Here is a 12824-nt window from a genome sequence, read left to right on the forward strand (position 1 = left end):
TATGTTAATATTTAGTAGCCCTTGTGAGGTGTTAAGAATGGAAAATTTGAAAATTTCGTTACAATTATTCGTAGAATATTTACAAATCGAAAAAAACTATTCACAATATACTATTGCGTGCTATACACGCGATATTGAGCAGTTTTTCGAGTTTATGCATGAACAGGCGCTGGAACGTTTAGATGAGGTAACGTACAGCGATGTTCGATTATATTTGACGAAGCTGCATGCCGAACAACTGCTGAGCCGTTCAATTTCCCGAAAGATTTCGAGCTTACGAAGTTTTTATAAATTTTTAATGAGGGAAAAGAAAGTAACGGAAAATCCGTTTGCTCTCGCATCATTGCCGAAAAAAGAGCAAAAAATCCCCCGTTTTTTATATGAACAGGAATTAGAAGCCTTATTTCATGTCAATGATTTAAATACAGCGATTGGTCAGCGAAATCAAGCGTTAATTGAACTGCTTTATGCGACGGGCATCCGTATTAGTGAATGTTGTCACATTCACTTGTCTGATATTGATTTTTCCCTTGCAACCATTTTGATTTACGGGAAAGGGAACAAACAGCGCTATGTGCCATTCGGTAGTTTTGCGAAGCAAGCGCTGGAACGGTATGTACAAAAAGGGCGGAATGAGCTTTTAGCCAAAAGCAAAACAGCGAATCATTCTTTGTTTTTAAACTTTCGGGGAAGTCCTTTAACACCTCGAGGGGTGCGTTATATTTTGAACGAAGTTGTGGAGAAGGCTGCATTAACGCAAAAGGTAAGCCCGCACGTATTCAGACATACATTTGCCACCCATTTGCTTAACGAAGGGGCGGATATGCGCACCGTTCAAGAGCTATTGGGACATGCGCATCTTTCATCGACGCAGGTATACACGCACGTGACGAAAGATCGTCTCCGCCACGTTTATTTGCACACGCATCCGCGTGCTTAGACTTCCATAAAGGAGGGTTTATATGGAGCAATTCCATGCTACAACAATTTTTGCGATTCAACATAACGGCGCCTGCGCCATGGCTGGAGATGGCCAAGTGACTTTTGGGAATGCGGTGGTCATGAAACATACAGCTAAAAAAGTTCGGAAGCTTTTTAACGGAAAAGTATTAGCGGGATTTGCTGGTTCCGTTGCGGATGCGTTCACATTGTTTGAAATGTTCGAAGGGAAATTAGAAGAGTTTAATGGGAACTTGCAACGTGCGGCGGTTGAACTGGCGAAGGAATGGCGCAGCGATAAAATATTGAGAAGACTGGAAGCGATGCTGATTGTGATGGACGAACGCCATTTGCTTCTAGTATCAGGAACAGGTGAAGTGATCGAACCGGATGATGGCGTTTTAGCGATTGGTTCAGGAGGAAACTACGCGCTTGCTGCTGGTCGGGCCTTAAAGCAATACGCGGGCGGACAAATGACGGCTAAGGAAATTGCCAAAGCCGCTTTAGAAATTGCTTCTGATATTTGCGTGTATACCAATAGCCACATTATTGTGGAAGAACTGTAGCGAGGGGGAGAAATGATGAACCTAACACCTCGACAAATTGTAGAAAAGCTGGATCAATTTATTGTCGGTCAAAAAGAAGCCAAAAAAGCAGTCGCGGTTGCGCTAAGAAATCGCTATCGGCGCAGTTTGCTTGATGAAAAGCTGCGCGACGAGATCGTACCTAAAAATATATTGATGATCGGTCCCACAGGAGTAGGGAAAACCGAGATTGCGAGAAGAATCGCTAAGCTTGTCGGGGCGCCGTTTGTCAAAGTGGAAGCAACGAAGTTTACAGAGGTTGGCTATGTTGGACGCGATGTTGAGTCTATGGTGAGAGATCTTGTTGAAACATCTGTTCGTTTAGTGAAAGAGCGGAAAATGTATGAAGTGAAAGATCGCGCTGAGCAGCAAGCCAATAAACGTCTCATCGAGCTTTTAGTTCCTGGAAAACCGAAGCAGACGATCAAAAATCCGCTTGAGATGCTATTTGGCGGCCAAACATCACAGCAGGATTCGACGACTTACGGCCAAGATGACCAACATATCGAGCAAAAACGGAAACAGGTAGCTGCCCAGCTTGCCAATGGTGAGCTTGAGGACGAATTGGTGACGGTGGAAATCGAAGAGCAGCAAACGACTGTTTTTGATTTTTTGCAAGGGGCCGGCATTGAGCAGATGGGCATGAATATGCAGGATGCTTTAAGCAGTTTGATGCCAAAACGGCTCAAAAAACGAAAATTGAAGGTAAGTGAAGCACGAAAAGTGTTAACCAATGAAGAAGCGCAAAAGCTGATCGATATGGATGAAGTGACACAAGAGGCGGTGCAGCTGGCAGAACAGTCTGGTATTATTTTTATTGATGAAATCGACAAAATTGCCAGAAAGGGCCAGAGCGCTTCTTCAGCCGATGTATCACGTGAAGGGGTGCAGCGCGACATTTTACCGATCGTAGAAGGCTCAACGGTGATGACAAAATATGGTCCTGTCAAAACAGACTATGTTTTGTTCATTGCTGCTGGAGCGTTTCATATGTCGAAGCCGTCCGATTTGATTCCTGAGTTGCAAGGGCGCTTCCCGATTCGGGTAGAACTATCCAAGTTGACGGTAGATGATTTTGTGAAGATTCTTATTGAGCCTGACAATGCTCTGATTAAACAATATATGGCTCTTCTTGCTACAGAAGGTATACAACTTGAATTTTCTGACGATGCTATTCGTAAGATTGCTGAAGTGGCGTTTGAAGTCAATCAAACAACAGACAATATCGGGGCAAGACGGCTTCATACAATTCTGGAGAAGCTGCTTGAGGATCTATCATTTGAAGCGCCTGATATTGCACTAGAAAAAGTGGTAATTACACCGCAATATGTTGAACAAAAATTAGGTAATATTGTAAAAAATAAAGACTTAAGCGAATTTATTTTGTAAATGAATTTGAATAGGAGGATATAGATCATGAATTTGTTACAGAAAACACGAACGATTAATGCGATGTTACAGAAAGCAGCCGGAAAGCCTGTAAACTTTAAAGAGATGGCAGAAACTCTTTGCGAAGTGATTGAAGCTAATATTTTTGTCGTCAGCCGCCGTGGGAAGCTATTAGGCTTTGCGATTAAGCAATCGATTGAAAATGAGCGGATGAAAAAAATGCTTGAGGATCGCCAATTCCCAGAAGAATATACCAATAGTCTGTTCAATATTACGGAGACCTCTCCTAATTTGGATATTAACAGCGAATATACGGCATTTCCAGTAGAAAACCGAGATTTATTTAAAACCGGGTTAACGACGATTGTGCCGATTAATGGGGGGGGAGAACGCCTGGGCACGCTGATTTTGTCCAGACTTGACCGCCAATTTGAGGATGATGATCTCATCTTGGCTGAATATGGAGCTACTGTCGTTGGTATGGAAATCTTGCGTGAAAAAGCAGAAGAAATTGAAGAAGAAGCAAGAAGCAAAGCGGTTGTACAAATGGCGATCAGCTCGTTATCCTACAGCGAGCTTGAGGCAATCGAGCACATTTTTGAAGAGTTAGAAGGAACAGAGGGGCTGCTTGTTGCCAGCAAAATCGCTGACCGAGTGGGCATTACGCGTTCGGTCATTGTCAACGCGCTTCGCAAGCTTGAGAGTGCAGGCGTCATTGAATCTCGTTCTCTTGGTATGAAAGGAACGTATATTAAAGTATTAAACGATAAGTTTTTAACAGAGCTTGAAAAATTAAAAACAAACTAATGCAAGAGCTGCTTTTTTGGCAGCTCTTTTTTATCTATCTCGAACGAAGCTAACCATTTTGCTTCGGAAGTGCAATCCAATGCAACTATATTTCTTCTTCAAATAAGCAGGTAAGGATCAGACGGACGATTGAACAACATCGCTTCCATGTTTTTTAGTCAACATTCATGTTTAGCTTATGTCGATTTTTCAATCCGAATCTATAGAGATGAAAAGAAAGGAAAGAGGCATTTACGCTATTGTGCGTATGTTTAATAACGATACAAGCTAATATCAATTCCTATGAAAAAATAGTACAATATTCCGGCTATACATCATTTAGGCGTTATTTTAAAATATAGAATATCAAATATTGTCGAAAAAAGAAAAAAAGAGGGGATTACGCTTGGAAATCTTTTCACCAACATTTGCGCGCTTAGAGCAAGGATTGGACTATGCGTCGCTAAAGCAAAAGGTGATTGCCAATAACATTGCGAATGCCGATACGCCAAATTACAAAGCAAAGGAGGTTCGTTTTAAAACCGAACTAGATCAGGCTATGTCTTCGTTTGAAGCTTATCGAACGAATCCGAAGCATTTTGCATTTGCTAGTAAAAATACTGGCAATTTTTTAGTGACGACAAGAAGTGATATGGTATACAATCATAATGGAAACAGTGTCGATGTAGATAGAGAAATGTCGGAATTAGCGGAAAATCAAATTTATTACAACGCATTGATCGAGAGATTAAATGGGAAGTTCAATTCTTTAAAAACGGTTATTAAAGGAGGGAAGTAATGTATGTCCATTTTTCAAAGCCTAAATACCACGGCTTCTGCATTAACGGCGCAGCGTTTGCGGATGGATGTCATTTCCTCCAATATGGCGAATGTGGATACAACGCGTGCCCAATTTGTCGACGGACAATGGCAGCCATATCGACGCAAGATGGTCGTATTGGAGCCGAATGAAGGCGGTTTTTCTTCTTATCTTCAAAAGGCAATAGATGGACAGGCGTCGGTTGGAGGGGGAGTAAGGGTCGCCAAAATCGTCGAAGATGAAACGCCTTTTAAGCTTGTTTACGACCCGACCAATCCGGATGCTAACCAAGATGGATATGTACAGCTCCCAAATGTCGATCCTCTAAAAGAAATGGTAGATTTAATGAGCGCAACCCGTTCTTATGAAGCCAATGTGACAGTGTTCAATGCAACAAAAGGCATGTTAGTCAAGGCTTTAGAAATCGGAAAATAAAGGAGAGTAAAAAATGATTAACGGGATACAGAACAGCTTTTTTTCGACTGCAGCGCCCTCTTCGTCTATAAAGGCAGCGGATGTGCAAAAATCGTTTGCTAACTTTTTGAAAGATGCGATTCAGCAGGTAAACGACCAGCAGGTTGCAGCCGACCAACTAACCGATAAGCTAGTTAAAGGAGAAAACGTTGATCTGCATCAAGTCATGATCGCTGCTCAAAAAGCCGGCATTTCTTTGCAGTTAGCAGTGGAAGTCCGAAATAAAGCTGTTGAGGCATACCAAGAAATGATGAGAATGCAAGTATAATCAACGCGCTAACGAACTGGCAATCTATTATCGCAATAATCGGGGGAATATTATGTATGAATGAAAGAGTGAAAGAATGGCTCAACCGATCCACATCGTTTTGGAGGGGGAGAACGAAGGCTCAAAAAGCCATGGCGCTAGGTGCTCTTCTTCTTTTTCTTGTCATTGTTGGGGTTGCGTCATTTTTTGCCACAAGAACGAGCTTTGTACCATTATATAGCAACCTTTCGCCGCAGGAAGCTGGACAAATTAAAGCGACGCTCGATCAAAAGGGAATCGATTCCCAAGTGACCGATAACGGAACCACGATTGAAGTGCCGGAGAAAATGGCGAATACACTGAAGGTGGAATTAGCGGCCGAAGGGATTCCGAACAGCGGAAGCATCGACTACTCCTTTTTTGGAAAAAATGCAAGCTTTGGGATGACAGATAACGAATTTAATGTAGTAAAACTCAAAGCGATGCAAACAGAATTGGCCAATCTGATTAAAAATATTGACGGGGTCGAGGATGCCAAAGTCATGATTAATCTTCCCCAGCAGTCCGTATTTGCGTCAGAGGATCAAGGAGAGGCGTCCGCTTCAGTCGTTCTTAAAACAAAGCCAGGATACAAATTTACGGATGAGCAAGTTAGAGCGCTCTATCATCTCGTGTCAAAAAGTGTTCCGAATCTTCCTACTGATAATATCGTCATGATGAATCAATATTTTCAGTATTTTGATCTAAAAAATAATGAAGAAAATTCGACAGCTACGGCGTTTACGCAGCAAAACGAAATCAAAAAGCAAATTGAACGCGATATCCAGCGACAAGTCCAACAAATGTTAGGCACGATGATGGGACAAGACAAAGTGGTTGTATCGGTTACAGCGGATGTTGATTTTACGCAGGAGAACCGTGAGGAAAATTTAGTGACTCCGGTTGATGAGCAAAACAATGAAGGAATTGCTGTCAGTGTGCAGCGGATTAGAGAAACTTATTCTGGACAAGGTGCCCAACCAGGAGGAGTGGCCGGGACCGGTGAAAATGACATTCCAGGCTATCAAGCAGCAACTGACGGCTCAAATGGCGATTATGAAAAAACAGAAGAAACGATCAATAATGAAGTAAACAGAATTAAAAAGAATATTGTTGAAAGTCCATACAAAGTAAGAGATTTAGGGATCCAAGTGATGGTTGAACCACCAAATCCCCAAAATCCTAACTCTTTATCGCAGCAAACCATTGATGATATTCAGAAGATTTTAGGTACGATCGTTCGAACTTCGATTGATAAGCAGGATGGTCAAACGTTAAGCGATCAAGATATCCAAAACCGCATCGTCGTATCTGTGCAAAAATTTAATGGGAAAACCGATTTTGCACAGCCGCAGCCAACCATTCCGACATGGGCGTATATTGCAGGGGGAATTGGTGCTGCTGCTATTATCGGCTTACTGATTTACTTCTTGCTGCGCAGACGGAAAAGGGTGGAGGAAGAAGAGGAAGACTTTATTGAACAGCCTCCTTTATCCGATCTTCCTGATGTGACGGAGGAACGGGAAACAGAAGTGACAATTCGACGCAAGCAGCTTGAAAAATTGGCACGAGAGAAGCCGGATGAATTTGCTCAATTGCTAAGAACGTGGTTGGCTGAGGACTAGGAGGAATGAAGATGGCCAAAAAAGAGAGAAAAGGAGAATTAACAGGCAAACAGAAAGCTGCCATACTCCTCATTTCTCTTGGACCAGATGTATCAGCATCTGTCTATAAGCATTTATCGGAGGAAGAAATTGAAAAGCTCACACTTGAGATTTCTAATGTTCGCCAAGTAGCGACGCAAGAAAAAGAGGAAGTGCTGGAGGAGTTTCATCAAATTGCTTTAGCGCAGGATTATATTGCTCAAGGCGGCATTGCTTACGCGAAAGAAGTACTTGAAAAAGCGCTTGGCTCGGAAAAAGCGCTGAACATTATTAACCGTTTAACATCCGCTTTAATGGTGCGGCCGTTTGACTTTGCTCGCAAAGCCGATCCGGCTCAGCTGTTGAACTTTATTCAAAATGAACATCCACAGACGATCGCTCTTGTGCTTTCCTATTTAGATCCGGCGCAAGCTGGCCAGATTCTGTCGTCGCTGCCGCAGGAAATGCAGGCGGATATCGCGCGCCGAATTGCGCTGATGGACAGTACGTCGCCTGAGGTGATCAACGAAGTTGAGCAAATTTTAGAACGGAAGCTTTCAACGACCGTTGTCCAAGATTACACGCAAACAGGTGGCATCGAAGCGGTGGTGGAAGTTTTAAACGGTGTAGACCGAAGCACGGAAAGAACGATTTTAGATGCGCTTGAAATTCAAGATCCAGAGCTTGCAGAAGAAATCAAGAAACGAATGTTTGTCTTCGAAGATATTGTTACCCTTGATAACCGTGCGATTCAGCGTGTCATTCGTGAAGTTGATAACAATGATTTAATGCTGGCACTGAAAGTTTCAAGTGATGAAGTGAAAGAAATCGTCTTTCGCAATATGTCGACGCGTATGGCGGAAACCTTCAAAGAGGAGATGGAGTTTATGGGACCGGTTCGCCTCCGCGATGTGGAGGAAGCACAATCGCGTATTGTTGCGGTCATTCGCCGTCTTGAAGAAGCTGGAGAAATCGTTGTAGCGCGCGGCGGAGGAGATGATATTATTGTCTAATGTGATCAAAGCTCCTTTTACAACAACGTCCCATGGCAGCAAAAAAGTAATTGAAGTGAAGCATTATTTTCCGCAGCCAGCAGCCTCAGCCGTTTCGCAAGAAATAGATGGACATGCTCACGCTCAGTTCATCATTGAGCAAGCAAAGGAAGAAGCGAAGCTGATGAAGCAAGAAGCAGAACAATATTGCCAGTCTTTGAAAGAAAACATATGGCAAGAGAAGGAAAATTGGTTGGCCGAAAAACAGCGGCTTATGGCGGCAGCGCAACAAGAAGGATATGAAGCCGGATATAGTCAAGGAAAAAATGAAGCGCTTCATGCTTTTCAAGAATTAATGAATGAAGCAAGAAACATCGTGCAAACAACCAACCAACAGTTTTATGAACAAATTGAATCATCAAAAGAAACCATCCTGTTGATCGGCTTAAAGGTAGCGGAGCGAATATTGGGGGAAAAGCTGGCGGAAAATCACGATTCCTTCCTTCATCTTGTGCAAAGAGCGATCAAGGAGGTTAGGGAACAATCAGAAGTGAAGCTATATGTTCATCCATTGCATTATCAAACACTTGTTCAGCAAAAGGATGAATTAAGGGCGATTTTTAGTCAGCCAGTAGACATTTTTATTTATCCTGACGAACGGTTAGCAGAGGGCGGCTGCATGATTGAAACGCCTTTTGGCCGCATTGATGCAAGTGTTGACACTCAATTCCAACAAATCAAACAAAAGCTGCTTAAGTGGCTTGAGGAGGAGTAATTTTTTGAATTGGCCAGCTCTTTTTCAAGAGATCGAAACCATTGATTCGTATAAGCGATTTGGTAAAGTAACGCGCGTGATTGGATTAATGATTGAATCAAAAGGTCCTGAAAGCTCCATTGGCGATGTTTGCTTTATTCATGTGGGCGGAGGAAGAAAGAAGCAGAAGATTGCTGCTGAGGTGGTAGGATTTCGCGAACAGCATGTGCTTTTAATGCCTTTTTCAACCGTTCAAGATATTTCGCCGGGATGCATAGTGGAAGCGACAGGCCAGCCGCTGCAAATAAAAGCGGGAATGGATCTAATCGGCAAGGTTCTTGATTCGCTTGGCCAGCCTCTTGATGGTAGCCTTCTCCCTAAAGGGCTGCGCTCCATTTCGATTGAGCAAGAGCCGCCTAATCCGCTGTCAAGACCGCCGATTGATGAACCGGTGGAAGTAGGAGTCAGATTGATCGATAGCTTGCTGACAGTAGGAAAAGGACAGCGTGTGGGCATATTTGCTGGTTCAGGAGTAGGCAAGAGTACACTTCTTGGGATGATTGCCCGCAACACAAACGCAGACCTAAATGTGATTGCGCTTATTGGCGAACGGGGACGTGAAGTGCGGGAGTTTATCGAACGAGATCTCGGCCCTGAAGGCTTGGCTCGTTCCGTTGTGGTGGTTGCGACATCAGATCAGCCTGCGCTTATGAGAATTAAAGGCGCCTATACCGCAACGGCTATTGCCGAATATTTTCGCAATAGGGGAATGAATGTCATGCTGATGATGGATTCCGTGACACGTGTGGCCATGGCGCAGCGGGAAGTGGGACTAGCGATCGGTGAGCCGCCGACAACCAAGGGCTATACTCCTTCTGTTTTTGCCATTTTGCCCAAATTGCTGGAACGGACAGGAACAAATGAACACGGAACCATTACGGCTTTTTATACGGTTTTAGTAGATGGTGACGATATGAATGAACCGATTGCTGATACGGTCCGAGGAATTTTAGATGGGCATTTTGTTCTTGAGAGAAGCTTGGCGAATAAAGGCCAGTATCCAGCTATTAATGTTTTGAAAAGCATCAGCCGTGTCATGAATTATATTATTGGGCCAGAGCATAAAGCGGCAGCTGAACGATTCCGTCATCTTCTTTCAACCTATATAAACGCGGAAGATTTAATTAATATCGGTGCGTATAAAAGAGGTTCTTCTAAAGACATTGACGAAGCCATTCGCTACTATCCAAAGCTGCTTGCATTTTTAAAACAAGATACTCACGAAAAATTGACAAAAGAAGAGAGCATTCAAGAACTGCTTCAGCTTGTACATTCGGGGTGAATAAAACATGGAGCATGTGTTTAAATTTGAAAAAATATTGACCATTAGAGAAAAAGAAAAAGAGAGAGCGCTAGGAGAATATAACGAAGCGGTGAAGCGCTTTGAAGAAGCAGCGGAAAAGCTGTACCATTTTCTGAAGCAAAAAGAAGATTACGAGGAAATGTACAAGCAAAAATTAAAAAATGGATTGCCCATTCAAGACATTCGTCATTTTCGGCAATTTGTCATGAATTTGGAGCGCACCATTTCTCATTATCAGCAGCTTGTGATCGAAACGCGTGAGCAAATGTTTCTCAAGCAAACAAAGGTAGCTGAAGCGAATATTGAAGTAAAAAAATATGAAAAAATGAAAGACAAGCATATAGCAGCTGTGCTTCAAGCTATTCAAACTATGGAAAATCACTGGATGGATGAAATCTCAATTCAACAATTTGTGAATCGCAGAAATTAGGTGAGACGATGAAGGAGCAAGAAATGGAAAAAGAAGAAAAAGTAAGCAAGCTGCAATGGTTCTTGTTTGTCATCATCATCCCATTATTGTTTACAATCACATTGGCACTGATTATTACCACGATTGCAGGAGTGAATGTGTTTGACATCGCCAAAAAGTACGGTGCTGATCTTCCAGGGATTTCACAGTTAGTCGGTAGCAAGCAGCCATCATCTGAGCAGGCTTTAAAGGAGAATATGTTGGAGAAGCAAGCTACGCTCGAAGAAAAAACGGCACAAGTGAAAAAGCTTGAAACCGAAGTCAAAAATAAACAGAGTGAAATTGAAGCACTAAAGAAAGAAATTGAACGGTTAAATGCCCAACTGGAATCCCAGCAGCAGACCGACACATCACCAACAACCGAAGCAAAAAAACTCACTGTTCAAGATGTTGCTCAAATGTATGGAGAAATGTCACCGAAAAATGCCGCCGCCATCATTCCGAAAATGTCGGATCAGGAGGCGCTTAACATTCTTGCGATATTAGGCAGCGAGAAGGCCGCTGCTATTCTGGAAAAAATGTCTCCGGAAGAAGCAGCTAAATATACGGCGCTACTAACGAAAGCAGCCCAAGCGGCTAATAATTAGGAAAGGAGGGGAGATCATGAGAATTGGCACTTATACTCAATCGCTTTTTCCGTCTTCTTCGGTTTCTGGGGATAAGGCACAAACGTTGAACGCAAAAGGACAAACACAAGAAGGAAGTTTATTTCAGCAGCTGCTTCAATCGGCGACGTTTGATTCTGCAGATTCCAGCATGAAAGCAAATGAGATGGCAACAAAAGACCATATAGAACGAAATGAACACCAAGACGATCTGTTGACCAAATGGGTGGATTTGCTCTTGCTGCTGCTGCCGGCTGATATGCAGCAGACGTTGCATGAGCAGTTTGAAACAAACCCAGCTTCTCTTCAGCCATCCAGCGTTCCGCAAACGGCTGCATGGATAAAACAAATGCTCTCAGAACAAATGACATGGATGCAGAACAATAGCGCGCAGGGCGCAGAGCCAATATCGTTATTGGAGGAATGGCTGTCATTGCAGCCAAATCGCGATGAGTTGGGACCAATGATCAATGTAGAAACATTGGTAAATTTCTTGCAAAACAAAAAGGCTCAGCAAGCGAGCAGTGATCCTCGGAATGGCCGTTTTTCGGCGCTTTTCAATGGAGGAGCAGCCGCAGCTGTCAACACCTATCGAAACGGGAGCTATCCACATCAGCTGACCTTTCCACCTAGCAGCTTTTCTTCAGCCTTCAGCTCGACTGCCGGATATCACCCGGATTCGCTGGCTCGGTTAACGAAAGCCGCGAATCACAAGCAGGGGGATGTTCAAACAATGGCTCAGCCGTTTTTCAATCAGGCTCAACCAACGCTGTTTTCGCAAAATACAGAGCCGGTCATTTCACTGTCTGAGAACACCTCGGCTAATGGTAGCAGCGAGCAACTAATCCGGCAATTTACAAGTATTATAAAATCGAGTAAATTCACCAATTTAGGAAATGGACAATCACAGCTTGTGATTCGCCTTCATCCAGAACATTTAGGAACGTTGACAGTAAAGCTTGTTCAGGAAAACGGACAGATGATGGCGAAAATCATCGCCTCAAGCCGTTCGGCAAAAGAACTAATGGAAGCAAACATCCAGCAAATGGCTCATGTGATACCAGCTCAGCACGTTACAATCGAGCAATTTGATGTGCGCGCACACTCACCGTTGCCTTCTTATGAACAATCATTCAGTCAGCACGAGCGAAACAGAGAGGGACAACCTGATCAAGAACAGCGCCAGCCGTTTGAGCAAGACAAGGAGCTTCCATTTCAGGAGTCTTTTCTTCATGAATTGTTAAATATTGAAGCATAGGAGCGGTCAAAGATGGCAAATACCATTGATCCCAACTTATTGTTAAGCAATTATACGCCTCCGGAGCGGCAGACGGGAGACAGTGTTCTTGGCAAAGACGATTTTTTAAAAATTTTGCTGGTTCAGCTGCAAAATCAAGATCCATTAAATCCAATGGAGGATAAAGAGTTTATTGCGCAAATGGCCAATTTCTCCACGCTGGAGCAAATCACGAATCTGGCAGCTGCCATGCAAGGATTTATGCAAATGCAAAGCGATAACGCGATTTTGCTTTATAGTGAAATGATAGGCAAAAAAGTGTATTGGATGGATACCAGCGATGAGGCCGATACGTCGGAAAATCCAGCGAGCGGTATGGTGAAATCAGTTTCCCAAAGAAACAATGAAATCTTTTTAGAGCTTGATAATGGTCAGGAGATTTCCAACAAGCAAATTATCAAAGTAGAAACTCCATAATGGATA

The 12824-nt window shown here is 43.1% G+C and carries 15 protein-coding genes; all 15 read left to right on the forward strand.

Translation table 11 applies throughout. The annotated features are described in order from the left end of the window. The first annotated feature begins 37 nt into the window (after nucleotides 1-37). The 15 genes from xerC to flgD all read left to right on the forward strand — a co-directional run bounded on the left by xerC (nucleotide 38) and on the right by flgD (nucleotide 12818). On the forward strand, nucleotides 38-940 hold the full coding sequence (gene xerC / locus AT864_RS05590; protein WP_066147243.1) for a tyrosine recombinase XerC: 903 nt from the start codon (nucleotides 38-40) through the stop codon (nucleotides 938-940). Nucleotides 941-962: 22 nt separating this feature from the next. Continuing rightward, the gene (gene hslV / locus AT864_RS05595; RefSeq protein WP_066147245.1) at nucleotides 963-1505 is read left to right on the forward strand and encodes an ATP-dependent protease subunit HslV; all 543 of its coding nucleotides are present in this window, start codon (nucleotides 963-965) and stop codon (nucleotides 1503-1505) included. A 15-nt stretch (nucleotides 1506-1520) separates the two neighbouring features. Beyond that, nucleotides 1521-2912, forward strand: a complete 1392-nt coding sequence (gene hslU / locus AT864_RS05600; RefSeq protein WP_369815491.1) for an HslU--HslV peptidase ATPase subunit — start codon at nucleotides 1521-1523, stop codon at nucleotides 2910-2912. A gap of 27 nt (nucleotides 2913-2939) precedes the next feature. After that, entirely contained in the window at nucleotides 2940-3719 is a 780-nt protein-coding gene (codY, locus tag AT864_RS05605) for a GTP-sensing pleiotropic transcriptional regulator CodY (RefSeq protein ID WP_044746149.1), read from the forward strand. A 385-nt stretch (nucleotides 3720-4104) separates the two neighbouring features. Beyond that, nucleotides 4105-4497 (forward strand): flagellar basal body rod protein FlgB, encoded by a 393-nt coding sequence (gene flgB, locus AT864_RS05610; RefSeq protein WP_066147247.1) that lies wholly within the window; start codon nucleotides 4105-4107, stop codon nucleotides 4495-4497. A gap of 3 nt (nucleotides 4498-4500) precedes the next feature. After that, on the forward strand, nucleotides 4501-4953 hold the full coding sequence (flgC, locus tag AT864_RS05615; RefSeq protein ID WP_044746147.1) for a flagellar basal body rod protein FlgC: 453 nt from the start codon (nucleotides 4501-4503) through the stop codon (nucleotides 4951-4953). 13 nt (nucleotides 4954-4966) lie between these two features. Further along, complete coding sequence (fliE, locus tag AT864_RS05620; RefSeq protein ID WP_044746146.1) at nucleotides 4967-5260, forward strand: flagellar hook-basal body complex protein FliE; 294 nt, start codon at nucleotides 4967-4969, stop codon at nucleotides 5258-5260. Between the two features lie 56 nt (nucleotides 5261-5316). Next, nucleotides 5317-6903 (forward strand): flagellar basal-body MS-ring/collar protein FliF, encoded by a 1587-nt coding sequence (fliF, locus tag AT864_RS05625; protein ID WP_066147249.1) that lies wholly within the window; start codon nucleotides 5317-5319, stop codon nucleotides 6901-6903. Between the two features lie 11 nt (nucleotides 6904-6914). Continuing rightward, nucleotides 6915-7934 (forward strand): flagellar motor switch protein FliG, encoded by a 1020-nt coding sequence (fliG, locus tag AT864_RS05630; RefSeq protein WP_044746144.1) that lies wholly within the window; start codon nucleotides 6915-6917, stop codon nucleotides 7932-7934. Next, entirely contained in the window at nucleotides 7918-8688 is a 771-nt protein-coding gene (fliH, locus tag AT864_RS05635; protein WP_066147251.1) for a flagellar assembly protein FliH, read from the forward strand. Before fliG ends, fliH begins: the two co-directional genes overlap by 17 nt. Before the next feature lie 4 nt (nucleotides 8689-8692). Then, nucleotides 8693-10009, forward strand: a complete 1317-nt coding sequence (gene fliI / locus AT864_RS05640; protein WP_044746142.1) for a flagellar protein export ATPase FliI — start codon at nucleotides 8693-8695, stop codon at nucleotides 10007-10009. Nucleotides 10010-10016: 7 nt separating this feature from the next. Then, complete coding sequence (gene fliJ / locus AT864_RS05645) at nucleotides 10017-10460, forward strand: flagellar export protein FliJ (protein WP_066147252.1); 444 nt, start codon at nucleotides 10017-10019, stop codon at nucleotides 10458-10460. An 8-nt stretch (nucleotides 10461-10468) separates the two neighbouring features. Further along, nucleotides 10469-11086: a MotE family protein gene (locus tag AT864_RS05650; protein ID WP_066147254.1), complete on the forward strand. Its 618-nt coding sequence runs from the start codon at nucleotides 10469-10471 to the stop codon at nucleotides 11084-11086. 16 nt (nucleotides 11087-11102) lie between these two features. Continuing rightward, the gene (locus AT864_RS05655) at nucleotides 11103-12362 is read left to right on the forward strand and encodes a flagellar hook-length control protein FliK (protein ID WP_066147256.1); all 1260 of its coding nucleotides are present in this window, start codon (nucleotides 11103-11105) and stop codon (nucleotides 12360-12362) included. A gap of 12 nt (nucleotides 12363-12374) precedes the next feature. Further along, nucleotides 12375-12818, forward strand: coding sequence for a flagellar hook assembly protein FlgD (flgD, locus tag AT864_RS05660; protein ID WP_066147258.1), 444 nt, complete (start codon nucleotides 12375-12377; stop codon nucleotides 12816-12818). Nucleotides 12819-12824 lie beyond the last annotated feature (6 nt).

It is taken from the genome of Anoxybacillus sp. P3H1B, from assembly GCF_001560855.1.
Classification (GTDB): domain Bacteria; phylum Bacillota; class Bacilli; order Bacillales; family Anoxybacillaceae; genus Anoxybacteroides; species Anoxybacteroides rupiense.